23 protein-coding genes and 1 pseudogene are annotated in these 23,068 nt (G+C 70.2%); 13 read left to right on the top strand and 11 right to left on the bottom strand.

Translation table 11 applies throughout. The annotated features are described in order from the left end of the window. Nucleotides 1–111: 111 nt before the first annotated feature. Nucleotides 112–1,125, bottom strand: coding sequence for an ABC transporter substrate-binding protein (locus ACGFR9_RS18190; RefSeq protein ID WP_393209284.1), 1,014 nt, complete (start codon nucleotides 1,123–1,125; stop codon nucleotides 112–114). A gap of 252 nt (nucleotides 1,126–1,377) precedes the next feature. On the opposite strand from ACGFR9_RS18190, the gene ACGFR9_RS18195 reads away from it, so the two are divergent. Further along, nucleotides 1,378–1,548: a hypothetical protein gene (locus tag ACGFR9_RS18195; protein ID WP_393209287.1), complete on the top strand. Its 171-nt coding sequence runs from the start codon at nucleotides 1,378–1,380 to the stop codon at nucleotides 1,546–1,548. Nucleotides 1,549–1,672: 124 nt separating this feature from the next. Here ACGFR9_RS18195 and ACGFR9_RS18200 read toward each other — a convergent pair whose 3' ends face one another. After that, on the bottom strand, nucleotides 1,673–2,188 hold the full coding sequence (locus tag ACGFR9_RS18200) for a GNAT family N-acetyltransferase (protein ID WP_393209595.1): 516 nt from the start codon (nucleotides 2,186–2,188) through the stop codon (nucleotides 1,673–1,675). Nucleotides 2,189–2,490: 302 nt separating this feature from the next. Here ACGFR9_RS18200 and ACGFR9_RS18205 point away from each other — a divergent pair, with 302 nt between their 5' ends. Beyond that, nucleotides 2,491–3,072 (top strand): hypothetical protein, encoded by a 582-nt coding sequence (locus ACGFR9_RS18205; protein ID WP_393209289.1) that lies wholly within the window; start codon nucleotides 2,491–2,493, stop codon nucleotides 3,070–3,072. A 312-nt stretch (nucleotides 3,073–3,384) separates the two neighbouring features. Here ACGFR9_RS18205 and ACGFR9_RS18210 read toward each other — a convergent pair whose 3' ends face one another. Further along, the gene (locus tag ACGFR9_RS18210) at nucleotides 3,385–3,951 is read right to left on the bottom strand and encodes a TetR/AcrR family transcriptional regulator (protein ID WP_393209291.1); all 567 of its coding nucleotides are present in this window, start codon (nucleotides 3,949–3,951) and stop codon (nucleotides 3,385–3,387) included. Nucleotides 3,952–4,063: 112 nt separating this feature from the next. Here ACGFR9_RS18210 and ACGFR9_RS18215 point away from each other — a divergent pair, with 112 nt between their 5' ends. Continuing rightward, entirely contained in the window at nucleotides 4,064–4,678 is a 615-nt protein-coding gene (locus ACGFR9_RS18215; RefSeq protein WP_393209294.1) for an isochorismatase family cysteine hydrolase, read from the top strand. 614 nt (nucleotides 4,679–5,292) lie between these two features. After that, nucleotides 5,293–6,021: a Sua5/YciO/YrdC/YwlC family protein gene (locus ACGFR9_RS18220; protein ID WP_393209297.1), complete on the top strand. Its 729-nt coding sequence runs from the start codon at nucleotides 5,293–5,295 to the stop codon at nucleotides 6,019–6,021. A gap of 227 nt (nucleotides 6,022–6,248) precedes the next feature. Here the strand turns inward: ACGFR9_RS18220 and ACGFR9_RS18225 are convergent. From ACGFR9_RS18225 to hisD, 7 genes and pseudogenes are all read right to left on the bottom strand, one after another. Then, nucleotides 6,249–6,455, bottom strand: a pseudogene (locus ACGFR9_RS18225) (XdhC family protein); the annotation flags it as partial. 116 nt (nucleotides 6,456–6,571) lie between these two features. Continuing rightward, complete coding sequence (locus tag ACGFR9_RS18230; protein WP_393209300.1) at nucleotides 6,572–8,299, bottom strand: glycoside hydrolase family 13 protein; 1,728 nt, start codon at nucleotides 8,297–8,299, stop codon at nucleotides 6,572–6,574. After that, a complete protein-coding gene (locus tag ACGFR9_RS18235; protein WP_393209303.1) occupies nucleotides 8,296–9,153 on the bottom strand; it encodes a nitrilase-related carbon-nitrogen hydrolase in 858 nt (285 codons plus the stop codon). The genes ACGFR9_RS18230 and ACGFR9_RS18235 overlap by 4 nt, the downstream gene beginning before the upstream one ends. After that, nucleotides 9,150–9,959, bottom strand: a complete 810-nt coding sequence (locus ACGFR9_RS18240) for a carbohydrate ABC transporter permease (RefSeq protein ID WP_393209306.1) — start codon at nucleotides 9,957–9,959, stop codon at nucleotides 9,150–9,152. The genes ACGFR9_RS18235 and ACGFR9_RS18240 overlap by 4 nt, the downstream gene beginning before the upstream one ends. Beyond that, nucleotides 9,956–10,972, bottom strand: a complete 1,017-nt coding sequence (locus ACGFR9_RS18245) for a carbohydrate ABC transporter permease (protein WP_393209309.1) — start codon at nucleotides 10,970–10,972, stop codon at nucleotides 9,956–9,958. The genes ACGFR9_RS18240 and ACGFR9_RS18245 overlap by 4 nt, the downstream gene beginning before the upstream one ends. Beyond that, nucleotides 10,969–12,330 carry an ABC transporter substrate-binding protein gene (locus ACGFR9_RS18250; RefSeq protein WP_393209312.1) on the bottom strand — a complete coding sequence of 454 codons (1,362 nt, stop codon included), beginning with the start codon at nucleotides 12,328–12,330 and terminating at the stop codon, nucleotides 10,969–10,971. The genes ACGFR9_RS18245 and ACGFR9_RS18250 overlap by 4 nt, the downstream gene beginning before the upstream one ends. 229 nt (nucleotides 12,331–12,559) lie before the next feature. Continuing rightward, entirely contained in the window at nucleotides 12,560–13,879 is a 1,320-nt protein-coding gene (gene hisD, locus ACGFR9_RS18255; RefSeq protein ID WP_393209315.1) for a histidinol dehydrogenase, read from the bottom strand. Between the two features lie 89 nt (nucleotides 13,880–13,968). On the opposite strand from hisD, the gene ACGFR9_RS18260 reads away from it, so the two are divergent. From ACGFR9_RS18260 to ACGFR9_RS18270, 3 genes are all read left to right on the top strand, one after another. Continuing rightward, entirely contained in the window at nucleotides 13,969–14,886 is a 918-nt protein-coding gene (locus ACGFR9_RS18260; RefSeq protein ID WP_393209318.1) for a LysR family transcriptional regulator, read from the top strand. Between the two features lie 527 nt (nucleotides 14,887–15,413). After that, a complete protein-coding gene (locus ACGFR9_RS18265; protein WP_393209321.1) occupies nucleotides 15,414–16,139 on the top strand; it encodes an SDR family NAD(P)-dependent oxidoreductase in 726 nt (241 codons plus the stop codon). Between the two features lie 93 nt (nucleotides 16,140–16,232). Further along, nucleotides 16,233–17,393: an epoxide hydrolase family protein gene (locus tag ACGFR9_RS18270; RefSeq protein WP_393209324.1), complete on the top strand. Its 1,161-nt coding sequence runs from the start codon at nucleotides 16,233–16,235 to the stop codon at nucleotides 17,391–17,393. A 49-nt stretch (nucleotides 17,394–17,442) separates the two neighbouring features. On the opposite strand, the gene ACGFR9_RS18275 is transcribed toward ACGFR9_RS18270, so the two are convergent. Further along, on the bottom strand, nucleotides 17,443–17,976 hold the full coding sequence (locus ACGFR9_RS18275; protein WP_393209327.1) for an SDR family oxidoreductase: 534 nt from the start codon (nucleotides 17,974–17,976) through the stop codon (nucleotides 17,443–17,445). On the opposite strand from ACGFR9_RS18275, the gene ACGFR9_RS18280 reads away from it, so the two are divergent. From ACGFR9_RS18280 to ACGFR9_RS18305, 6 genes are all read left to right on the top strand, one after another. Continuing rightward, on the top strand, nucleotides 17,965–18,819 hold the full coding sequence (locus ACGFR9_RS18280) for an SDR family NAD(P)-dependent oxidoreductase (protein WP_393209329.1): 855 nt from the start codon (nucleotides 17,965–17,967) through the stop codon (nucleotides 18,817–18,819). The two genes, ACGFR9_RS18275 and ACGFR9_RS18280, sit on opposite strands and share 12 nt — an antisense overlap. A gap of 86 nt (nucleotides 18,820–18,905) precedes the next feature. After that, nucleotides 18,906–19,784, top strand: a complete 879-nt coding sequence (locus ACGFR9_RS18285) for a helix-turn-helix domain-containing protein (RefSeq protein WP_393209332.1) — start codon at nucleotides 18,906–18,908, stop codon at nucleotides 19,782–19,784. Beyond that, nucleotides 19,781–20,680, top strand: coding sequence for an aldo/keto reductase (locus ACGFR9_RS18290; protein ID WP_393209335.1), 900 nt, complete (start codon nucleotides 19,781–19,783; stop codon nucleotides 20,678–20,680). Before ACGFR9_RS18285 ends, ACGFR9_RS18290 begins: the two co-directional genes overlap by 4 nt. A 412-nt stretch (nucleotides 20,681–21,092) precedes the next feature. Next, nucleotides 21,093–21,866, top strand: coding sequence for an alpha/beta fold hydrolase (locus ACGFR9_RS18295; RefSeq protein ID WP_393209338.1), 774 nt, complete (start codon nucleotides 21,093–21,095; stop codon nucleotides 21,864–21,866). Between the two features lie 61 nt (nucleotides 21,867–21,927). Beyond that, nucleotides 21,928–22,233 carry an EthD family reductase gene (locus ACGFR9_RS18300; protein ID WP_393209341.1) on the top strand — a complete coding sequence of 102 codons (306 nt, stop codon included), beginning with the start codon at nucleotides 21,928–21,930 and terminating at the stop codon, nucleotides 22,231–22,233. Nucleotides 22,234–22,489: 256 nt separating this feature from the next. Continuing rightward, nucleotides 22,490–23,065: a TetR/AcrR family transcriptional regulator gene (locus ACGFR9_RS18305; protein WP_393209343.1), complete on the top strand. Its 576-nt coding sequence runs from the start codon at nucleotides 22,490–22,492 to the stop codon at nucleotides 23,063–23,065. The last annotated feature ends 3 nt before the right edge of the window (nucleotides 23,066–23,068 follow it).

Below are 23,068 nucleotides of genomic sequence, written 5' to 3' on the forward strand. Positions count from 1 at the left end.
ACGGAGGGCCCTTGCAGGGACTGGGTCCGGCCCCGTGCCATGGCCCCGGTGCACGGCCCGACCCGCTGCCGGGCCGAACCGTCGACGGCCGGGACCTGGTGGCGCCGTGTGTCACGCGCCGCACTTGGTCGGCAGTTCCTTCGAGGCTCCGTCGGGCAGGTACGAACCGTCCATGAGCTCGCAGTACTCGACGTCCCCCTCGAAGCCGCTGACGACCGCGGCCTCGGTGCCGCGCTTCAGTGCGGCGGGGTTGAAGCCCACGTTCCAGACCTTGGACTCGATCGCGCCCTTGACCACCGAGGTCGCCGACTTGACGGGGAGGTCGACATGCTCGGCGTAGATCTTGGCGGCGGCCTCAGGGTTCTGGGCGATCCACTGGGTCGCCTCCTGCCAGCCGGCGAGGACCCCCCTCACCACGTCCGGGTGCTCCTTGGCGTACTCCGGGCTGGTGGTGATGACGCTCTGCTGGAAGTCGGTGATGTACTCGCCCGTCGAGACGACCCTCTTGAACTTGCCCGTGTTGCGGCTCGCCAGTGACGGCGGCAGCCATGCGACGTCGACGGTGCCCGCCTCGAGGAGGGCCGCCCCCTCGCCGACCCCGCCGGCGGCGATTCGCTCCGCCTTGGTGGGGAGCCCCGCCGCTTTCGGGAGCAGGAACGACAGCGCGTAGACCGAGGAGCCGGGGTTGGTGTAGGCCCACTTCTCGATGTCGCGGAGTTCGTTGACGCGGTCGTTGTCGGCGAGCGCGTAGAAGTCGCCGCCGTAGGGGCCCTGGGCGCCGCCCCCGACCGTGAGCACCGGGATGTCCTCCGACCACGCGTCGAGGACCGACTTGTAGCCGATCTCGCCGATGGGCATGCCGCCGGAGAGCTGGGTCCGCAGTGTTGCGCTGCCGCCGCTCCCGGCGACGATGTTCTTCACGACCACTCCCCGGTCGGCGAAGAAGCCCCGCTGCTGACCGACCAGCCAGGGGACGACGTAGAACTCCGTGGCTGCCAGCACGGCGACGTCGATCGTCACCGGATTCTTCGGGTCGGCTTTCTGGCTTTCGTTCCCACTGCATCCCGCGAGGACGAGCAGTGACGAGATGACGACGGCGGCTCGGGCCCTGAGGCTTCGTCGCATGGCGCGCTCCGATGACCACATCGTGGCAACCCTTGCCACGAGGAAGCGCAAAAGTAGATGCTGGTTTTCATCGGAGTCAAGACAAACGGCATGTTCTTCCTCAACTGTCGAGGTGGAACACGCCTTCCGATCCGGATTACGGTCGGGTGACCCACGGACGAGTGAGGAGAGCGGGAGATCGTCGATGCGATCACGGTCGATGCGGGGCTGCCGCTCGCCGTGGTCGCGCCCTTCCGTGCGGATCATCCGGTCGTGGCCGCGGTCGAGTCGGGGACGCTGGCCGCGAGCACGGTCGGTGACACGCTCGCGATGCTGGTGAAGCTCATCAGCGACATCATGGCCTGCCGGTTCGGTGTCCGGCTGCCCGCCGACCCGGGACGCGACGTCCTGCCGTCCGGCCACCTCCGCGGACCGGTCCAATGACCTGGGCCCTTGTCCTGGAACACCTGCGCGCATCCGCGCGGCGGATGAGGACGCGGCCATCCCGAGCGCCAGGAGGGCGCGGCGTCGCCGTGGATGTGGACCCAACCGGCACGTCGGGTGGCGGTCAGCCGCCCCGACGGAAGTCGAGCATGCAGAAGACCTTGTCGTAGCGGTGCTCGCCCACCGCGACGAAGTCCGGCAGACGGCCGTACTCCGTGAAACCCAGCGACCGGTAGAGGCGCAGGGCGGGGGTGTTGTCGCCGCGGGCGTCCAGGGTGAGGACCTCGATCCCGGCGTCCCGGGCGTCGGTGAGCAAAGCGGTCGTCAGCGCCCGGCCGACACCGCGGCCATGAGCGGCGGAGTCCACCGCGAGCTTCTCCAGGTCGGCGTGCGGACGGTGGGTCGGCCGACCGTAGCGGAGCCAGTAACCGAATCCGACGAGCCGCCCGCCGAGGTAGGCCACGCGCAGGGCCGCGTCTCCGCACCGCACCGCTGATACGACGTCGCCGAGGAGTGCGGTCACCTCGTCGCGCGAGGGCGGCTCCACCCACCCCAACGCGGCACCGCCGCGGACCAGGCACGCCAGCATCCGGTGAACCGACTCCGTGAGCTGGACCTCCGGTTCGGACGCCAGGTCCATGACGCCGAGGATCGCGACTTCCGGGACCGGCTCCACGATCCGCAGTCTACGTCGTCGGCATCGGAGCGCCGTCCGGCGCCCCGGAGCGGCTCGTGTCCTGCCGCGCGGTCTGTGGCGCGTCGCGTGCCGGGCAGGCAGTCCGTTTCGACGCTCCACCTGGGGTAGAACGTTCGGTATTGACAAGCGGGGGCGCCCCTGTCAGCCTATGTATCGAACGTTCAGTCTTCTGTTGGCGGTGTTGGGCCGGCCCAGTCGACGATGCCGGGGAGGACCCGGCAGCTCCAGGACGTCTCCCCCTTCGTATGTCCCTTGAAAGGATCATCGTGAGCGCTGTTGCTGTTGAACCCGGGCTGGCCGGAACCGCTTCCGCGTTGCGGCGGCTGTACTTCGTCCGGTTCGGCTTCGCCATCGTCTGGGCTCTTGTGATGTTCACGATGGCCAAGGAGATCACTCCGGTCGGGGCTGTGCTGCTGGTGCTGTACCCGCTGTTCGATGTGGGCGCGGCGGTCTACGACGCGAAGGTGTCGCGCGGTACGGGTTCGCCGACGCTGCTGTACGTGAACGTGGCGGTCAGTTCGATCGCCGCCGTCGGTCTGGCGATCGCGTGCGCGTCGGGTGTTCCGGCGGTTCTGCGGGTGTGGGGTGCCTGGGCGGTCGTGGCCGGTCTGGTGCAGCTGATCGTGGCGATCCCGCGGCGGAAGATGGGTGGCCAGTGGCCGATGATCCTCAGTGGAGGTATCTCGGTGCTGGCGGGCGCGTCGTTCATCGCGTCGGCGGGTGCGGACGATCCCGCGCTGTCCGGCGCCATCGGCTACGCGATCCCGGGGGCCGTCTTCTTCTTGATCTCGGCCCTGCGCCTCGGCCGCACCGCGAAGGGTGAGTGACCGGCGTACCGCAGACGCCCTGCCGTCCCGGGGCGCCGCCGCACAGTAGACCCGATCTGTGCGAGTCGGCCGCCCCGGCCTGACGTACAGCACCGATGCCGCCCTCACCTGCTCTGTGAGGGCGGCACATGTTTGCGTGACCGGGAGCCACGCACGGCATCGGCGGCGCGGTGAGGCCGCCGCCCCGGTGGACGTCGGCCGGCATGCCGTGCCTCTCGCGCTGGGGGCCGTCGTTCGGATCAGGCCCTGGAAACGTGACGGTGCTGGTCAGTGCCGACCCTCGCGCCCACGGCGCGATCCAGACCGCGGGCTCTACAGGACAAGCAGCCGCAGTTCCTCGCGGACGGCGAGGAGGGCGTCGACGGTCCGCTCGGTGCGGCCGATGACGAGAGCGCCCTCGATGGCGCTGACGGCGAGAGTCGCGACGCGATCGGCCCGGGGGCCGTCGATGCCGTGCGCGGCGAGATGGCGGGCCACAGACCCGCGCCAGGCGCGGAAGAAGTCCTTGCCCGCGTCGCGGAGTTCGGAAGACCGGGCCGACCGCTCGATGGAGATCGGGACGACCGGGCACCCGGCCGTGAAACGGGAGTCGGCGAACTCCGCGGCCACCGCGTCCACGCATGCCGTCAGGAAGTCGGCGGCCGAGTCGCTGTCCGCGGCGGTCGCGTCGAGTCGTTCGAGTACCTGGGCGGTCCGCAGGGTGATCACCTCGCGGGCCATCTCGTCCTTGCCACCCCGGAAGTGGAAGGTGACGGATCCTCGAGGAGCACCGGACGCGTTCACGATGTCGCTGATCGAGGTGGCTCCGTAGCCCTGTTCCCGCATGGCCTGCAGTGAGGCGCGGATAATCCGGTCCCGGGTGTCTGTGCGCTGCCCCATCGTTTCCCTCCTCGACCTGACCAAGACGGTACCAGGACGTACGTACGAGCACGTCTACCACTAGTATGCTCGTACGAGCTAATGGTCGAGTCCCCTGGAGAAGACGAAAACCATGTTTCCGCTGAAGCGAACCGCCCTCGTCCTCATCGACGCCACCAACGACTTCATCTCCGAGAACGGCAAAGCGTGGCCGGGCCTACGCGCGGTCTGTGAGGAAGTCGACACCGTGCCGAACATGAAACGCGTCCTCGGCGCGGCACGAGAGGCCGGGATCGAAGTGCTGCACGCGCCGATGGAGACCCAGCCGTGGGACTACGGTCCGTGGCAGCACCGTATGCCCAGCCACGACGCCATGTTCCAGGCCCAGTTGTTCCAGGCCGGCACCTGGGGCGCCCGATTCCACCCCGACTTCACACCGATCGGCGACGAGGTGGTCGTCACCGTGCACAAGACGTTCGACGCCTTCCACGGTACGGACATGGACCTACAACTCCGCCAGCGCGACATCGACCATCTGATCCTGTGCGGCCTGACCACCAACACCTGTGTGGACTCGACCGGCCGTGACGCCGTGGAGAAGGGATACGACGTCACCTTCGTCTCCGACGCGGTGGCCACGTTCACCATGGAGATGCAGCGCGCCACCGTCGAACTCGGCTGGCCGCGCTATGCGCACCGGATCTTGGCCACCGAGGAGGTGGTCAGCGCCCTGAAGGACTCGAAGTGACTGTTCCCAGGGCCTCCTGAGGGCCGTTCACGGCCTTTCCGGGCCCGCCGGAGACCGTGACGTGGTCGTGGGAGGCCGGTCCCGGCGCCGACACCTCGTTCCTCGGCCCCGCCTCCGGGCTGACGCGGCCCGGAGGGACGGCCGGGAGCCTTCCGCCGAGAAGCGGGCAAGCGCGAGCGGCAACCGGCTTCGCCTGGCCGATCAGCCCATGTCGGCCGGCCGGTGGTTCCCTCGGAGAGTGGGGTCGCCGGCAGAAGGCCGATGACTGTGTGGCCCGCCACCTCGTACGGGGGCGGGCCACAGCACGCCCACGGTGATGTCAGGTCCGGCGCCCCTGAAGGTGAGGGCCTCGGCGAGTACGGCCGCAGGATCGGCGGCGACCACCGGATCCGTCGCGGTCGACGCCCGGATCACCATGCGCGACCGTGTGCAGTTGATGACTGCATCGCGGTAAGCCTTGCCACGAAGCGGCAAAAGGCGGATGCTCTTCCTCGTCCGATTCAGGGCGGTCGGTGGAGAACGGTCTCTTCACCGATAACCGCCATCGACACATGAGCTGGCGCACCGAACCGGGATGCGGTCAAGCATCTCGTGCAACGAGTAAGGAGGCTCGTATGGGCAGGTACGACATCCAGGCTGACGCGAAGCGCGTGTTCGAGACGATCACGGCTGGCGGGGCGGCGATTCTTCCGGGTGACATCGGTTATGGGGCCTGTGCGAGTTCGTCGGAGGCCCTGCAGCGGCTGTTCGTCGCGAAGCGCCGTGCGCCGCACAAGCGTCACGCGATGGTGGGCACCTACGAGCTGCACCGTGAGGTGCATGTGCTGGGTGGTCGTGAGCAGGAGATCGTCGATGCGATCACGGTCGATGCGGGGCTGCCGCTCGCCGTGGTCGCGCCCTTCCGTGCGGATCATCCGGTCGTGGCCGCGGTCGAGTCGGGGACGCTGGCCGCGAGCACGGTCGGTGACACGCTCGCGATGCTGGTGAACGGTGGTCGTTTCCAGGACGAGGTGGTCGGTCTGACTCATCGGGCGGGGGTTCCGCTTCTGGGTTCGTCGGCGAACCTCACCGGTACGGGTACGAAGTTCCGGGTGGAGGACATCCAGCAGCCGATCCTCGACGCGGTGGACCTCGTCATCGACTACGGACTGCGCAAGTATCACCACTACCGGCGCTCCTCGACCATGATCGACTTCAGTACGATGGAGGTCGTCCGTATCGGTACGTGCTACGAGCTCATCAGCGACATCATGGCCTGCCAGTTCGGTATCCGGCTGCCGGCCGACCCGGGACGCGACGTCCTGCCGTCCGGCCACCTCCGCGAGCAGACCGCCGTGAACTGAGCGGAGCCTCCGGCCCCTCACACGGCGCATCGTGGCGCCGACCACCGGACGCCCGCCGGCCCTCAGCGGCCGGACGGGCGCCCCGTCTGCGGTCGGCGCCTTCGAGTGCCCTCGACGTCACTCGGACTGTCGGGGCTGGTTACGGCGGGCGGTGCCGCGCAGTGCCCGTGCGGCCGTTCGTCAGGCTGCGGCTGCCCGCCGCACGGGTGCGGAGGCCTCGGCCCGGCCGTCTCGAGCACCTCACGGCACAGTTCTCGGACGGTGCCCTCCACACAGCCGCCGGAGACCGATCCGACGGCACGGCCCTCACCGCCGGCGGCGAGGGCCGTGCCCGGCTGCCGCGGCGCGCTGCCACTCACAGCCACCACCGTGGCCACGGCGAAGTCGAGTCGCCGCTCCGCCCACCGGCTCAACTCGCCGACGACGTCCAACACTGCGGGTCCTCGATGTCAGCCATCGCCCGACCGCGCCCCTCCCGGCCGATGCGGCCGGTTCGGGGTCGGCGGCACGGGGCGCCGGGGTGGGCCCGGGCGCCGCTCGGCGGAGCTTCCTACGGTCGGCCTCCGCGGCCGGGTACTACGGACGCGCTGGGAACCTGTGACGGCTCCTCCCTGACGAACCAGATCGTGCAGTCGGCCGGCAGTCGGTCGCTCACCGCCGTCGAGGCGGTCAGTACCCGGACCCCGGACGGAAGGGGTACCGACTCGGTGGTGAGGTTGGCCAGGATCTCGACGGAGCCGTTGGCGAAGCGCAACAGGCCGGGCGGGGACGGCAGCCAGCGGAGCTCTCCCACGCCCAGCCCGTACCGGCGGCGCAGTGACAGCAGGCGACGGTAGAGGTTGAGGGTCGAGTCGGGGTCGCCGTGTTGGGTGTCGGCCGCATAGGAGGCGTAGGAGGAGGGCTGAGGCAGCCAGGTGCCGGGGGTGCTGCTGAAACCCAGAGCGGGACCGTCGGCGTTCCAGGGCAGGGGGACCCGACAGCCGTCGCGGCCGCGGATCCGGTGGCCGGAGCGTTCCCAGACCGGGTCCTGACGGGCGGTGTCGGGCAGGTCGGTGGCTTCGGGGAGGCCGAGTTCCTCACCCTGGTAGAGGTAGGCGGAGCCGGGCAGGGCCAGCATCAGCGCGGTCGCGGCGCGGGCACGGCGCAGGCCGAGCGCGCGGTCGGGCTGGGGGTCGTCGGCGCCGACACCGTGCTCCAGCGCGACGGGGCCGTCGTAGCCGAAGCGGCTGGCGTGGCGCATGACGTCATGGTTGGACAGCACCCAGGTGGTGGGGGCGCCCACGGCGTCGTTGGCGGCCAGGGACTCGTCGATGACGCGGCGGAGGGCGGCCGGCTGCCACGGGGTCTCCAGGAACCGGAAGTTGAATGCCTGGTGCATCTCGTCGGCGCGGATGATGCGGGCGGCGCGCTCCGGGGGCAGCCAGGCCTCGGCGCACAGGATGCGGTGGCCGTCGTAGCCGTCCAGCAGCCGGCGCCAGGCGCGGAAGATGTCGTGGATGCCGTCCTGGTCCCACATGGGCGGCATCACGCCGTCGACCGGTTCGATGACCCCGTGGGTGGGGTGCGGCCAGTCGGGCAGGCCGGGGGCCTTGACGAGGGCGTCGCAGACGTCGACGCGGAAGCCGTCGACGCCGCGGTCGAGCCAGAACCTCAGCGTGGTCTCGAAGTCCTCGCGCACGGCGGGGTTGTCCCAGTTCCAGTCCGGCTGGCCGGGGTCGAACAGATGGAGGTACCACTGCCCGGCACTGCCGTCGGCCTCGGTGACGCGGGTCCAGGCCGGGCCCTCGAACATCGACGTCCAGTCGTTGGGCGGCAGACTGCCGTCGGGTCCGCGGCCGTCGCGGAAGTGGAAGAGGGCCCGCTCCGCGCTGCCGGCCGGCGCCGTCAACGCCGCCTGGAAGGAGGGGTGCTGTGCGGAGCAGTGGTTCGGGACGAGGTCGACGACGACCCGGATGCCCAACGCGTGGGCGCGGGCCAGCAGGGCGTCGAAGTCGTGGAGGGTGCCGTAGCGCGGGTCGACGTCGCGGTAGTCGGCGATGTCGTAACCGCCGTCCACCTGCGGAGAGGGGTAGAACGGCGAGAGCCACAGGGCGTCGACGCCGAGATCGGCCAGATGGTCCAGGCGGGCGGTGATGCCGGGCAGGTCGCCGGTGCCGTCGCCGTCGCTGTCGGCGAAGGAGCGCGGGTAGATCTGGTAGATGACGGCCGTGCGCCACCAGGTGTCGTCCGCCGCGGGGCCGGTGGTCGCCGGCGTGGGCGAGCTGTCGGGTGACGTCATAGCTGAGGGCTCTCCTGGGCGTAGAGGTCGGTTCGGCGGTCGCGGAGAAGGTCGTTGTGCGGGGAAAGGGACTTGTCCCGGGAGAGGTGGAGGAACACGTCGGTGACGGCCCGGTGCCGTGTCGCGGCGGTCGCGGTGGCGGTGAGCCAGCCGTACTGGTTGATGACGGCCGTCCCCTGAGTCCAGGCCTGCCCGCGTTCGGTGCCGCTGCGGTCCGCACAGGCGATGTAGACGCCGTTGGCGCGTGCGGCGGCCTGCGCCTGGACGATCTCGGCGGGGCGTTCGCCGGCCGGGCGCTCCTCCAGGGGCCAGTTGGTCGGTACGGCGATCAGGTCGGCCCCCGCCATGGCCAGTCGGCGGGGCATCTCCGGGAACTCCAGGTCGTAGCAGATCAGTACGCCGATGCGGCCGTGCGCCGTGGTGACGACGGGGGCCATCTGCTCGCCGGGGGAGAAGAACAGTGTCTCGCGGTCCCACAGGTGGGTCTTGCGGTACACGGCGCGTACGCCGTCGGCGTCGACGACGGCGGCGCTGTTGTACAGCGTGGGGCCGCCGTCCTCACAGAAGCCGACCACGACGACGGCACCGGTGCCCGCCAGCAGGCGGGTGAGGTCGGTGAAGAAGGCGTCGCCAGGGGTGATCGCTGTACGCCGTGCCTCGTCCGAGTCGGCGAACACGTAACCGGAGGTGGCGAGTTCTGGCAGGACGACGATGTCGGCCCGCTCGGAGCGGGCGCGCCGGACGGCGTCGAGGGCCAGTTCCCTGTTGTGGGCCAGATCGCCGACGCGCGGCGCGAGTTGTTCGCACACCACGCGAGCGACGCCGCTGTCCGGGTTCGCGGCGGGCGCGGTCATTTGACGGCTCCTTCGGTCAGGCCGCTGATCAGGCGCCGCTGGAGGAAGACATAGGCCAGCAGCACCGGCAGCGCGACCAGGACGGCGGCGGCGGCGGTCACGGCCGGGTCACTGGACCGGGCGGCCCCGGAGAAGAAGGACAGCGCCAGCGGCACGGTCTGCACCGAGGGATTGTCGGGGACGAGGATGAGCGCGAGGAGGAACTCGTTCCAGGTGAACAGGAACAGCACGGTGCTCAGGGTGGTGATCGCGGGCCCGGCGATGGGCAGGACGACCAGGCGCAGGCTCTGCAGGCGGCTCGTGCCGTCGATGCGCGCCGCTTCCAGCAGCTCCCCCGGGACGGAGGCGAAGAACGACCGCATCCACAGCACGCCCAGCGGCACCGACAGCGCGATCTGCGGCAGGATCAGCGCCCAGTAGGTGTCGATGAGCTGCCATCCGGTGAGCAGCTCGTACAACGGCAGCACGGTCACCTCGTAGGGCAGGACCAGCCCCAGCAGCAGCAGCGCCACGATGACCTTGCCGCCGGGCACTCGCATGGTGGCGAGCGCGTATCCGGCCAGGGCGGCCAGTACGACGGTGACCACCACGACGGTGACCGACACGAGCGCGCTCGACAGCAGGGCGGAGCCGAACCGGCCCTGGGTCCAGGCCGTGGAGTAGCCGTCGAACGACAGCCCGCCCGACGAGCCGGCCACCCCGTGCAGGGACGAGACGACGATCGACGCGAGGGGGAAGACGGCGACGACGGAGGCGAGGAGGAGCAGCGCGTGGGTGGCGATGCTCTCGCTCCGGGCGATTCTCATGACGACTGCACCTTCCTGTCCGGCGTGCGCGGCCTGGTGAACCGGCGGCGCGGGCCCTCGCGTTCGCGCAGCGCCAGCTGAACGACCACCACGACGAGGAGGATGATCAGGGTCAGCACGATGGCCAGGGCGGAGGCCCGGCCGAGCATGCGGTTCTGGAACGCGTCCTGGTAGACGTACAGGCTGGGGACGGTCGTGGTGGTGCCGGGGCCGCCCCGGGTGGTGTTCCAGATCAGGTCGAAGTTGCGCAGCGCGAAGGTGATGGTGAGGATCAGCGCGATCGAGATCTGCGGGCGCAGGGCGGGCAGGGTGATCGCGAAGAACTCCCGCACCGGCCCGGCGCCGTCGAGGCGGGCCGCCTCGTAGGTGGAGCGGTCGATGGCGACGATGCCGCTGAGGAAGAGCACCATGCACAGCCCGTACTCCACCCAGGTGCCGATCACGCCGATCGACGGCAGGGCGGTGTCGAAGTCGCCCAGCCAGCTGGTGGCGAACCGGCCCAGTCCCACCGCTCGGAGCACCGCGTTGGCGGGGCCGTCCTCGGCGAGCAGGTTCCGCCAGGCGACGGCGATGACGACGCTGGACAGGATCTGCGGCAGGAACAGCACCGCCCGGAACACCGTCAGTCCGTACACCCGGATCCGGGACATCGCCCCCGCCAGCAGCAGGCCGGCACACACCGGAAGAGCGGCGTAGAAGAACAGCAGGACCAGTGAGTGCAGCAGCGCGGCGCGCAGCCGGCCGTCGGTGAAGACGGCCGTGTAGTTGTCCCAGCCGACCGGCGTGCCCACGGTCAGGCCGTCGTAGGCGTAGAACGAGTACCAGACGGAGATGCCGATGGGATAGAGCACGAAGACGCCGAAGAAGGCCAGGGCGGGGGCGACGTACAGCAGCGAGGTCCAGGAAAGGGAGGACAGGCGGGTGACGGGGGAGGGGCGGCGGCGCCGGCCACCGGTGGCCGGCGGTGCGGAGGTGTCGGTGCCGTGCCCGGTGGTGGGGGCAGCGGTGCTCATCGCGCCTCCCTCGCCGTCCGCCAGGAGGCCTGGACCGCCTTCAGGAACTCCGAGCTGCTCGTGCGGCCGGACATGACCTCCTGGAGCTTGCCGCCCATGACGTTGAGCATGTCGGTGGCGGTCCAGTCGTAGTAGCCGACCTGGGTTCCGGCGGCGATGGTGCGCTTGAGCGCGTCGAGGGTCTGGCTCTGCAGGCTGTTGCCGCCCTTCACTCCGTCGGTGACGACGGGGAGCCGGCCGGTGTCGAGGATCTCCTGGCCGGTCTGCGGGGTGTGCAGGGCGGCGAGGAAGGCGACCGCGGCGGGAGTAACCTCGGAGGAGGCGGAGATGTGCCAGGGCGAGGCGGTCGCGCCGGCGCCACCGGTGGTCAGGGCGCCGAAGCCGAACTTCTCGGGGTCGAGCGTGGCGCCGTTCCACGAGCCGCCGACGAAGAAGACGCCCGAGCCCTTGGCGAACCGGGAGATGGCGTCCTCGTTGCTCAGGCCGTCGTAGCCGGAGCCGAAGTAGCCCTTCTTCGCCCAGGCGGCCATCGTGCCCGCCGCCTTCGCGTTGCCCGGGGTGACGAACGTGGTGCCCTCCTTGCCGCCGATCCAGTCCCGGACCGAGGCCGGCGACTGCTCGGTGACCGCGAGGTCGGAGAAGATGTGGGTGGCGGCGTACTGGTCGCTGTTGCCCAGCATGATCGGCTGCTTGCCGGCCTTCTTGACCAGCGGCAGGTCCTTCTCCAGATCGGCGAGGGACCGCGGCGGCCGTAGGCCGAGTTCCTTGAGCTGGGCCTTGTTGTAGTAGATGCCCTGGACCTCGCTGATCGGCGACATGCCGTAGAGGTTGCCGTTGCCGAACGCGGTGCCCGAGCCGTTCCAGCGGGCGGGGGCCAGGGTGCTGGCACCGGTGCCCGTGATCCAGCCGTAGGCGGCCGCCACGTCGTCCAGCGGCCGGACCAGCTTGGCCTTGACCAGCGCCCCGTCGACCGCGTAGCCGATGTTGCCCTGGAAGAGGTCGGGCGGATTGGTGCCGGAGGCGGCGTTGACGACGGTGGCGACGAGGTCGTCGAAGCTCTTGTAGGTGATGTCGACCTTGACGTTCGGATACCGCTTCTCGAAGGCCGGCACCACGGACTTCATCAAAGGCTTCTCCGCCTGGTCCGCCCACATCCGCAGCGTGACCTCGCCGAGCTCCGCGACCTGCGCTGGGGTCACGGGGTCGGTGACGGCGAGCTGGTTGGCCCCGGCGGGGCTCTTGCCCGCCCCGGGCGGGCTGCATCCGGCGCAGGCCAGCAGGGCGGCCAGCGCGGTGACCGCGGCGGCGAACGGGACGAACCGGGGCGGACCCGCCCCTTCACGACGTACGGATTTCATGGGTGCACCGGTTCTCTGTACGGGATGGCTGGCTCTGGAGATGGGGGGACGGGTTCCGGACCGTCCCGGCGCGGCGGGAGCCTGAAGGGCCGGGACGGTCGAACCGCTGGAGGTTGTTGCTGTGGATCGTGCGCCCGGTGGCCCGCCGGCGCCCGCCTACGGAGTGTCGTGGTCCGGTACGGCGGGCCCCGGGCAGGGCGGCACCTCGGCGCCGGGGGAGCGGGTGGGGTCAGCCCCCGTAGGTGCGCAGCCTCAGGGTGGCCGTGGCCTCGTGCGCGGACATGCCTTCGCTGGCGGAGATGACCTCCACCGCCTCGGCGAGGAGCGGGGTCGCCTCCCGGGCGACGCGCTGGTAGGTGAGCGGCTTGAGGTAACGGGAGACGGACAGCCCGGCGCTGTGCTTGGCACCGCCCGCGGTGGGCAGGGTGTGGTTCGTGCCGGCCATGCCCTTGTCCGAGTAGGCCACCGTGCTCCAGTGGCCGAGGAAGAGGGAGCCGTAGTTGCGCAGTGCGTCGTGGTACCAGTCGTCCTCGGCCGTGTGCACCTCCAGGTGCTCGGGGGCGAGCTCGTCCATGACCGCCACGGCGTCCTCCCGGCTGCCGACCAGGACGACCGAGCCGTGGTCGCGCCAGGCGGGGCCGCAGATGTCCCGCGTGGACAGGGTCGTCAGCTGTCGTTCGACCGCGGCGATGACGTCCCGGCCCAGCCGTTCGGATGTGGTGACGAGGGCGGCCGGGGACGTCGGACCGTGCTCGGCCTGACCGAGCAGGTCCGCGGCGACGGCCTCGGCGTCGGCTGTTCCGTCCGCGATGACGGCGACCTCGGAGGGGCCCGCGAGCAGGTCGATGGCGACCGTACCGAACAGCTGGCGCTTGGCCTCGGCCACGTAGGCGTTGCCCGCGCCGACGATCATGTCGACGGGCGGCCGGTCCAGCAGGCCGAACGCCATGGCGGCCAGCGCCTGCACACCTCCGAGGACGTAGAGGTGGTCGATCCCGGACACATGGGCGGCGTAGGTGACGGCGTCGTTGGCGCGGCCGTCCGGCTGCGGCGGAGTGCATCCCACCACCGTCGGGACACCCGCGACCTTGGCGACGCCCACCGTCATGAACGCGCTGGCCGTGAGCGGGAAGCGCCCGGCCGGCAGATACGCGCCGACCGCGCCGACCGGTACGTAGCGCTGCCCGACCAGCAGCCCGGGGGCGATCTCCTCCTCGAAGTCCGTCAGGTGCGCGCGCTGGAGCGCGGCGAACCGCTGGGTACGCTCGGCACCGAGCTCGATCGCGTCCCGCAGGTCCTTGGGCAGCCGGTCGCCGCTGCGGGCCACCTCCGCCGCACCGAGTTCGACCGGGCCGTCGGACTGGCTGTCGAGGGAACTCGCGTAGCGGCGGATCGCGTCCATGCCGTGGCGCTCGATGTCCGACAGCATACGGCTGACGGTCCCGATCACCTCGGGGTCGCGCTGGGCCGGGGGAGCGTCCACCTCGGGAGCCTTGAGCAGGGTGAAACGGCCGGCGAAGGCGGTGGTGAAGCGGTGGCTCAATTTCATACAGCTGAGCCTGAAGCAGCGCCTCCCCAAGGACAACCCCGAATTGTCCTCGACCCTGCATAGGGAAACCCTATGGCAGGATGCCCGGCATGCCTCCCTCGTCCGCTGTTGCGATCACCCTCAACCAGTTGCGCGCCTTCCTCACCTCCGCACGCCTGGGTACGTTCTCCGCCGCCGCGACCGAGCTGCGGACGACGCAGCCCTCGGTGTCGGAACTGATCAAACGCATGGAGGAGTACTACCGGGTGCCCCTGTTCACCCGCGGCCCGCGCCGACTGGTCCTGACGGCCGCGGGCGAGGAACTCCTGCCCTACGCCCAGCAGGCCATCGAAGCGGCCGACGGCGCCGACCGTGCCCTGCGCTCACTGACCTCCCTCGACGGCGGGGTCGCCACCTTCGGGCTGCTGCGCAACGCCAACTACTACTTCCTGTCCGAACTGCTGGAGACCTTCCACGCCCGTCACCCCAAGGTGCGGCTGCGGATCGTCGGCCTGAACTCCGTCGAGGTCGCGGAAGCCGTCAGCGCCGGAGACCTGGAAGCCGGGCTCGTCATCCTGCCCATCGATGCCGAGGGGCTCGACGTCAGCCCCCTCATGCGTGACGAGGTCGTCTACACCTCCGCCGACCCCGAGCGCACCGCACGGCCCGTCACCATGACCGACCTCGCGAAGGCGAACCTCATCCTCTACGACGCGCACTACGGCTGGCGGGACCCCACCCGGCGTCAACTCGCCGAACGCGCCCAGGTGGAGGGCGTCACCCTGTCCGCCGCCATCGAGGTCGAGCACGTCGAATCCGCGCTGCACATCGTGGCCCGGGGAGCCGGCGACACGATCGTCTCCCGCGCGGTCGCCCGCAGCCGCGCCTTCCCCGACACCCTCCACACCGTCGGCTTCGCGGAGCCCCTCTACGACACGATCGCGGTGGTCCGCAGACAGGGCTCGGTACTGTCACCGGCGACGCGGGAGATCACCCGCCTGGCTCGGCGCATGTTGCTGGCGCACTGAGCCCGTGTCCTGATCCGTGCGCCCGGGACACCGAGGCCTCCCTCACCCCGACGGCCGGTGCTCCTCGACGCCGGCGTGAAGTCATCGGCACTGACCCGGCCGAACTCGCTCGGGTTGGCCGCCCGGCCACGAGAAAGAACTGCGCCGCTGGGACGAGGACACCCGTGAACCCGTGCGGTACGTCGACGTACCGCGCGAGCACCACACCGTGATCGGCACCCGCGACGAAGGCGGCAGTGCGGAGGCCAGGCGATCACCGTTGTCACAGGCGGACCGTCCAGGGGCGGCCGGGGCGCCGCCGGCCGTCTGTGGACGGTCTCCGGGGAGCTGACGGGCGTCACCTTGCCGGAGCAGCGGTCCACACGGCCCGGTGGGCCCTGTGATCAGCACAGGGCCGGCGGTGGGGAGTACCGGTCAACGGGTGTCGCGAATCTTCCGACCAGGTTGTCGCGCTGATCCGAGTTCGCACGACCGTGCACTTCCTATGCTGGCGATGTGATCTTGAACTATCTGAATGAGGTGGCGAGTTGAGTACGATCGCGATCGTCGGCGCGGGTCCGCAGCTGGGGCAGGCGATCGGTCGTAGATTCGCCGCCGAGGGATTCGACGTGGCGCTGATCGCCCGCAACCGAACGACGCTCCAGGCGGTGGCCGACGATCTTGCCCATACCGGTGTCCGGGTCGAGGCCTTCCCCGCCGACGTGACCGACCGCCCCGCTCTGCACGCGGCGCTGGCCGCCGCCGAGGAACGGCTGGGACCGATCGACGTCCTCGAGTACTCACCCGCCCCAGGTCCTGCCGACCTGCGCAAGGCGCCGCTCGTCGAGGCCACGAAGGTCACCGTCGACTCGGTCCTGGCGCAGCTGGACCTCTACCTGCTCGGCGGCGTCGCGGCCGTGGAGCATGTCCTGCCCGGCATGCTGGAGCGCGGCACCGGGACGATCCTCGTCAGCAGCGGCGCGGGTTCGGGTCCGATCATCGCCCCTCATGTGGCGAACGTCCAGATCGCCACCGGTGGGATGCGCAACTGGATCCTCAACCTGCACGCCGCGCTCTCCGGTAGCGGCGTCTATGCCGCGCACGTGGCGATCGCCGCCTTCATCGGCCAGGGCGGCCCCGACTCCCAGCCGGAGACGATGGCGGACGCCTACTGGCGGCTGCACGCCGAGCGCACCGAGGCCGAGCTGGTCATTCACGACCTGCCGGACGACTATCTGGAAAAGGGTCTGGCGGACAAGTTCGTCGAGTCCTGAGCCCCTCGACACGACCCCGGCGGTCGGTGTGCCGGACGGCCGGCCGCCGCAACAGATTCTCGATCGATTCATCAGTACTTCGAGGCTCATCGGATGAACAAACGCACGACCCCCGTGACCGACTTCGTTCCGCATACCGACCCGGCCGTGGTGGAGGACCTCCGCGCCCGGGCCCGCGCGACCCGCTGGCCCGATGCCCACGACGGCGCCGGATGGTCCCTCGGCACCGACATCGACTACCTGCGCGGACTCGTCGAGTACTGGGCGGACGGCTTCGACTTCGAGGCCCACCGGGCCAGGCTCGCCGAACTGCCGAGCCACCGCGTCGAGATCGACGGCATCGGCATCCACTTCCTCCACGCCCGCGCCGAGGCCCGGCCGGACGGCCCCGCGCCGATGCCGCTGCTCCTCGCACACGGCTGGCCGGACTCGTCGTGGCGCTACCGCAAGGCCCTGCCACTGCTGACCCGCCCCGCGGCGCCGACGGGCGAGGACGCGCAGGTCTTCGATGTCGTCGTCCCCGACATGCCCGGCTTCGGCTTCTCCGACCGCCTCACCGGCGCGGCTCCCGATGTGCGTGCCGTGGCCGGTATGTGGGCCGAGCTGATGACGGCCCTCGGCTACGAGCGGTTCGCCGTCGCCGGTGGTGACTTCGGCGCCCATGTCGTGCGCTATCTCGCACTCGACTTCCCCGACCGGGTCATCGCCGTGCACCGGATGGACGGCGATCTGCCGGCCGGCGACCCCGCGACGCTGACCCAGGAGGAGCGGGACTGGATCCGGGACAGCCAGAACTGGCAGGCACGGGAAGGCGCGTACTCGGCGGTCCACGTCACGAAGCCGCAGACCGCCGCCGTGGGCCTCACCGACTCGCCGGCCGGCCTGGCCGCCTGGATCGTGGAGAAGCTGCGGTCCTGGAGTGACTGCGGAGGTGACCTGGAGTCCGTCTACACGCGGGACGAGATCCTCGACCTGCTCACCGAGTACTGGGTGACGGGCACCATCGGATCGTCGATCCGCTCCTACCGGGCGATGGTGGAGATCCCCGCGGACCAGCTTCCCCGGAGGGTCGAGGTCCCCTCCGGCTTCACGATGTTCCCGCGTGACTTCAAGAACGCGCCGAGGCGGTGGCTCGAACGGATGACCAACCTCGTCTACTACAGCGAGCCCACCTGCGGCGGGCACTTCGTCCCCTTCGAGGACGCCGAGCTCTACGTTCAGGAGCTGCGAAAGTTCCTCGGCACCGGAATCTGAGCAGACGACCGGGCACCGCAGAGCACCGTTCGTGCGAGGAAGTCCCGTGTCATGGTGCGGCCGGCCTGGAGCCGCGACTTGCCGTGCAAGAGGCGGAAGCGGGAGCCGCGCGTCGTCGGTCAGGATCGGTGCAACGGTGATCGGCACCGGTGAACAAGAGGTGTGCCCGCTCACCGGATCGGACGGCGGCTTCCCCCTCCTCGCCGGCCCGATCGCCCGCACCCGCCCCGGTCCGCGAAGCACGCTGAGCGCGGCCGGGTGACGGCGCCGGTTCCGATGACCGGACCGGCGCCGTCCCGCGCATGCCGCCGTCCGCGCGCAGGACGTCGCCCACGTACGAGGCACGGTCCCTCAGCGGCCATGCTGCGGCCTGCGCGGCCTCCTCCGGCTCGGCGGCGCGTTCCATCGGCACACGGGAGGTGAGCCGCTCGATGACACCGGGCGCCCCCTCTCGTTCGTGGATCATCTCGGTGGGTGTGATGCCGGGGGCGATGCACGGCGTTGCCGTAACGCCTCGGGTGGGGGTGACGCTCCCTCCCACGCCGGCCGGAGCGTCCCTACCGTCGGCCTCATGACCAGCCATACTCACAACCCCAATGTGGTCCACACACGTCCGCGGTCCTCGGCCAACGAGGTCGCGGCCCCGATGTGGGCCTCGGCCGGTGGCCGCCCCCTCTCCGGCACCGTCGCCCTGGTGACCGGAGCCAGCAGCGGGATCGGTGAGGGCACCGCGCTCGCGCTGGCCGCCCTCGGCGCACGTGTGACCGTCGTGGCCCGCCGCGCGGACCGCCTCGACGCACTCGTCGGGACGATCGAAAGCGCCGGTGGTCAGGCCCTGGCCGTGAGCGCCGACATCACCGACGAAGAGCAGGCCCGCGCCGCCGTCGCCCGAGCCGTCGACACGTACGGCCGCCTCGACACCGTGGTGGCCAACGCGGGCGCCATGATCCTCGGGGCGATCACGGGCGCCGACACCACCGACTGGCGCCGGATGATCGAACTCAACACCCTCGGACTCATGTACACCACCCACGCGGCTGCTCCCCACCTGCTGGAAGCGGCGGCCGGCGGCCCGCGCAGAGTCAGCGACATCGTCCTGGTCAGCAGCACCGCGGGCCGAATGGTCCGCGGTGGTGGCGGTGTCTACAACGCGAGCAAGTACGCGGTAACCGCCTTCGGTGAGGCCTTTCGTAAGGAGGTCACTCAGCGCCACCTGCGCGTTTCGCTCGTCGAGCCCGGTGCGGTGGAGACCGAGCTGCCCCTCCAGAACCGTCCCGACGTCCGGGACCGCATGTACGAGCGCTACACCACGATGGAGTGCCTGCGTCCCGCGGACGTGGCGGACACCATCGCCTTCATCGTCACCAGGCCGCGTCATGTCGCGGTGAACGAGATCCTGGTCCGGCCGACGGAGCAGCAGGAATGACGGGCGTGACGCCGCAGCCGGGGCCCGGCCAGCGTGGGTGCACCGCACCCACGCCCGGGGAGCCGGTCCGCATTACTGTCGTCAGGGTGGACAGTGAGAACAAGCTCGGTGAGTACCTCCGGGCCCGACGAGCAGTGGTCAGGCCGCAGGACGTCGGTCTGCCCGACTACGGTCCCCGGCGGGTGCCGGGGCTCCGGCGCGACGAGGTCGCCCTGCTCGCCGGGGTGAGCACGGACTACTACATCCGGCTGGAGCAGGGCCGGGAACGGCATCCCTCCGACCAGGTGCTGCGTTCGATCGCCGGCGCACTGCGACTGGACGACGACGCCGCCGCGCATCTGTTCCGGCTCGGCCTGCCGGTGTTCGAGGCGAGGGCGGCAGCGTCGCCGACCGTCGCTCCGGAGCTGGTCCGGCTGATGGACGGCATGCCGGACGTGCCCGCCTTCCTGGTCGGCGCGGCGCAGGACATCCTGGGCGCGAACGCGATGGCGAGGGAGCTGTACCGCGGGTTCGCCCGGTACGACAACCTGCTGCGCATGATCTTCCTGGACCCGTATGCGAAGTCCTTCTACGGTGACTGGGACGCCGCGTCGCGTCTCGCGGTGAGCAACCTGCGGGCGTCGTCCTCGCAATTCCCCGCGGACGAGCGCATCGAGCGGGTTGTTGGTGAACTGACCTTGCACAGCCCGGCGTTCGCGAACCTGTGGGCTCGCTACGAGGTGCGTCCGCGGACCCGTGAGAAGAAGTACTTCGTGCACCCGCGGGTAGGGGACCTGCGGTTGCACTTCGAGACCTTCGCGGTCGCCAGCGCCCCTGGACAGCATCTGTCCGTCTACAGCGCCGAACCCGGCAGCGCCAGTCACGACGGCCTGGTCCTCCTGCGCCGTCTGGCCGACCAGGCGGCCACCGACACGGAGGACGCCGGCGAGGACACGACTCTGGAGAAGGGTGACACCCGATCATGAACACCTCCCTCGCAGACGGCGTGGGCACCTTCGAGGTGGCCGGGAAGAGGATCGCTCGCCTGGGATTCGGTGCCATGCGGCTGACCGGACTCGGCATCTGGGGCGAACCCGAGGATCGCGCCGAGTGTGTGCGTGTCGTGCGGCGTGCCGTCGAACTCGGCGTGCAGCTCATCGACACCGCCGATTCCTACGGGCCCTACATCAGCGAGGAGATCATCCGGGAGGCCATCCATCCTTACCCGGACGACGTACTGATCGCGACCAAGGCGGGCCTGACGCGCAACGGCCCGGACGTCGTCAGACAGGGAGGCGAGCTGGTGCGCCTCGGGCCCAGGGCCTGGCCGCCGGTCGGTCGCCCGGAGTACCTCCGCCAGGAGGCGCTGATGAGTCTGCGCCGGCTCGGCCTCGACCAGATCGACCTGTTCCAGCTCCATCGCGTGGACCCCAGGGTCCCGCTGGAGGAGCAGGTCGGCGAGCTGAAGAACCTTCAGGACGAGGGCAAGATCGTCGCGATCGGACTGTCCCAGGTCACGGTCGAGCAGATCGAGCAGGCGCGACGGATCGCGGACATCGCCACGGTCCAGAACCGGTACAACGTCGCCGACCGGAGCTCCGCCGACGTGCTGGACCACTGCACCCGGCACGGCATCGGGTTCATTCCCTGGGCGCCCGTTGCCGCAGGCGAGTTGGCCCGTCCCGGGGGTCCGCTCGACCACATCGCCGCGGCACACCACTCCACCCCCGCCAATGTGGCGCTCTCCTGGCTGCTGCACCGCTCCGATGTCATCATGCCGATCCCGGGCACGTCCAAGGTCGCCCACCTGGAGGAGAACCTGGCCGCCTCCCGACTGCGCCTCAGTGAAGCGGAACTGGCGGAGCTCGACGCGGCCGCGTAGCCGGCGCTCTGCCACCAGGTTCCGGTCGGCGGCAGCGCCGGACCCGTCCGGTCGAAGCGGTGGGGGAGCGGCCCGTGGTGGCGTACCCGCATCGTCGGGCGACATGGGTCAGGAGGAGTGCCCCGGGACAGCGCGCCCGTACGTCGATGAACGGCGATATGCCACGCGGGCGGCGACCGGGTGGGTGCAGCGCACCCAGGCCCCGGCACTCCACAGCGTCCAGTGTGATGTGCCGGGGGCCACGAGTACTGCGTGAGTCCGAGGCGAGCCGGTGCGAAGTGCTGCCGCCCCACACCCGTCCCCAGGACCGTCCCGGAAGCACGATCGGGCGGATGCCGGCTCCATCCGAGCCCCCGCTCCGACCGATCGGCCGGCCGGTGCCATCCACTCTTTCCGAGAGAACCAGACAACCGTGATACTCCCGTTCGACGACGCCGGCCTGGGCCGGCCGATCGTCCTGCTGCACGCCCGGCCCGTCGACCGCACCATGTGGCGGGCCCACCTGCGCCTGCTCGCCGAGTCCGGCGTCCGGGCCATTGCCCTGGACCTCCCCGGGCACGGTGACGCCGCTACGGCTCGGCACGACGAGGCGACTCCGTGGACCGATGCGCTGGACACGCTCGACCACCTCGGTGTCGACCGTTTCGTCCTCGCCGGGAACTCGCTCGGTGCCCTGGTGGCACTTCAGATCGCCGTCACGGAGCCCCAGCGCGTCCAGGGCCTGGTGTCCATCGGCTACCGGCCGCACGACCTGCCGCCCTCCTCCCGTCTGCAGACCGCGTGGGACAGGGAGCGGGCAGCGCTGGAAGCCGGCGACATCGAAGCCGCCGTGTGGGCCGGCGTCGAGGCGTGGACGTCGCCGCTGGCATCGGACGACGTCCGCGCCCAGGCGGCCGCCATGATGCGCAGCCAACTGGTCGCGCGCGTCGCACACGGTGAACCGAAAGTGGCGGCGGACCCGCTGAGCAAGGACAAGGGCGCCTTGCGCGCCCTGACCGTCCCGGCGCTGGTCGGCGTCGGTGAACTCGACATGCCCGACTTCTTCGAAGGCGGAGCCGGACTGAGCGATGAGCTCGGGGCCGGTGAGGTCGCCGTCCTCCCGGACGCCGGACACCTTGCCCCGCTGGAACAGCCAGAGGCCTTCCGCGCTCTGCTGCTCGACTTCGTGGGCCGCCTCCCCGCCTAGTCATCTCGCGGCCGGTGGATGCGCCGGCCGTTCTGTTGAGAAGTGATGAGAAGGGAAACTCATGGAAACCGTCTACGTGACCTACAGGTCGACTGGTGAGAACTTCCGGTTCGACCATGACTACTTCGAGTCCGTGCACCTGCCGCTGGTGCGTAAGGCATGGGAAAAGTACGGCCTGGTGTCGAGCACCGCTGTCTACCCGAAGGGTGAAGGGAACATCGTGGTCGTGGCGGTGAACGAGTTCCGCGACCAGCAGGCCGCCATCGCGGCGTTCGGTGCCCCGGAGAGCGAGGAGGTGATGAGCGACATCGTTCGCTACACCGACCTCACCCCCACCCGGCTCCGCGGTGTCTCCTTCACCTACTGAGGTTGCGGCACGACGTTGATGTGCTCGGCAGGGTAGCGGGACGGGGCCGTGTCCCTGGTCCCATCTCGCCGTCCAGCGCGGACAGTTGGCGAAACAATGTGCGGTCATAGATCTCACACGCGTCCGAGAGGTGCCTGCCGTTGACTCCTCTTTTTGGATCGAATAGTCTTTAAATATGGATGCAGGCAATGAGACTGTGCGACGGGGAAGGGGACGGCCCCGCAAGTTCGAGCGGGAACCAGCGCTGGAGACCGCCGTGCGCGTCTTCTGGCAGCGCGGTTATGAAGCGACCGGCGTCGCAGAACTGCGTGAAGCGATGGGCGGCATGCCGTCCGCGAGCTTCTATCAGCTGTTCGGCAGCAAGGCGGAACTGTTCACCGAAGCGATCGCGCACTACCGCGCGACCTACGGGCGCGCGCTGGACCCGCTGACCGACGCGACGCTGGATCCAAAGGAAGCCGTCAGGCGGACCCTGAGCCGGTCGATCGCCATGCAGACCGACAAGGAACACCCGCTGGGCTGCATGATGGTGCTGGCCGCCCCGATCTCGGACTCCGACGACCCGGTCTACCAGATGGTGGCGGAGCGTCGCGACATCACCCGCTCCCGCGTCCTGGACAGGGTCCGGCAGGCGATCGCCGAAGGTGCGCTGCCGCCGGAGACGGACGCGGAGGCCATAGCCGGTCTCGTCTACGGGTTCCTCATGGGTATCTCCACTCAGGCACGCGACGGCGTGCCCGCCGAAACGATGCAACGTTCCGCCGACGCCCTTCTGGCCCTCTGGGGGAAGCAGGCCGACACGCTCGTTGCCGAGAACAGGGCCAAGGAATGACTT

The organism is Streptomyces sp. NPDC048584 (assembly GCF_043199595.1).
GTDB classification, from domain to species: Bacteria; Actinomycetota; Actinomycetes; order Streptomycetales; family Streptomycetaceae; genus Streptomyces; species Streptomyces edwardsiae.

What these genes read in the sequence shown, in the direction of transcription:
- ACGFR9_RS18190 (WP_393209284.1), bottom strand. Translation starts at nt 1,125, where the DNA reads ATGCGACGAAGCCTCAGGGCCCGAGCCGCCGTCGTCATCTCGTCACTG.
- ACGFR9_RS18200 (WP_393209595.1), bottom strand. Translation starts at nt 2,188, where the DNA reads ATGGACCTGGCGTCCGAACCGGAGGTCCAGCTCACGGAGTCGGTTCAC.
- ACGFR9_RS18205 (WP_393209289.1), top strand. Translation starts at nt 2,491, where the DNA reads ATGTCCCTTGAAAGGATCATCGTGAGCGCTGTTGCTGTTGAACCCGGG.
- ACGFR9_RS18210 (WP_393209291.1), bottom strand. Translation starts at nt 3,951, where the DNA reads ATGGGGCAGCGCACAGACACCCGGGACCGGATTATCCGCGCCTCACTG.
- ACGFR9_RS18215 (WP_393209294.1), top strand. Translation starts at nt 4,064, where the DNA reads ATGTTTCCGCTGAAGCGAACCGCCCTCGTCCTCATCGACGCCACCAAC.
- ACGFR9_RS18220 (WP_393209297.1), top strand. Translation starts at nt 5,293, where the DNA reads ATGGGCAGGTACGACATCCAGGCTGACGCGAAGCGCGTGTTCGAGACG.
- ACGFR9_RS18230 (WP_393209300.1), bottom strand. Translation starts at nt 8,299, where the DNA reads ATGACGTCACCCGACAGCTCGCCCACGCCGGCGACCACCGGCCCCGCG.
- ACGFR9_RS18235 (WP_393209303.1), bottom strand. Translation starts at nt 9,153, where the DNA reads ATGACCGCGCCCGCCGCGAACCCGGACAGCGGCGTCGCTCGCGTGGTG.
- ACGFR9_RS18240 (WP_393209306.1), bottom strand. Translation starts at nt 9,959, where the DNA reads ATGAGAATCGCCCGGAGCGAGAGCATCGCCACCCACGCGCTGCTCCTC.
- ACGFR9_RS18245 (WP_393209309.1), bottom strand. Translation starts at nt 10,972, where the DNA reads ATGAGCACCGCTGCCCCCACCACCGGGCACGGCACCGACACCTCCGCA.
- ACGFR9_RS18250 (WP_393209312.1), bottom strand. Translation starts at nt 12,330, where the DNA reads ATGAAATCCGTACGTCGTGAAGGGGCGGGTCCGCCCCGGTTCGTCCCG.
- hisD (WP_393209315.1), bottom strand. Translation starts at nt 13,879, where the DNA reads ATGAAATTGAGCCACCGCTTCACCACCGCCTTCGCCGGCCGTTTCACC.
- ACGFR9_RS18260 (WP_393209318.1), top strand. Translation starts at nt 13,969, where the DNA reads ATGCCTCCCTCGTCCGCTGTTGCGATCACCCTCAACCAGTTGCGCGCC.
- ACGFR9_RS18270 (WP_393209324.1), top strand. Translation starts at nt 16,233, where the DNA reads ATGAACAAACGCACGACCCCCGTGACCGACTTCGTTCCGCATACCGAC.
- ACGFR9_RS18280 (WP_393209329.1), top strand. Translation starts at nt 17,965, where the DNA reads ATGACCAGCCATACTCACAACCCCAATGTGGTCCACACACGTCCGCGG.
- ACGFR9_RS18275 (WP_393209327.1), bottom strand. Translation starts at nt 17,976, where the DNA reads ATGGCTGGTCATGAGGCCGACGGTAGGGACGCTCCGGCCGGCGTGGGA.
- ACGFR9_RS18290 (WP_393209335.1), top strand. Translation starts at nt 19,781, where the DNA reads ATGAACACCTCCCTCGCAGACGGCGTGGGCACCTTCGAGGTGGCCGGG.
- ACGFR9_RS18300 (WP_393209341.1), top strand. Translation starts at nt 21,928, where the DNA reads ATGGAAACCGTCTACGTGACCTACAGGTCGACTGGTGAGAACTTCCGG.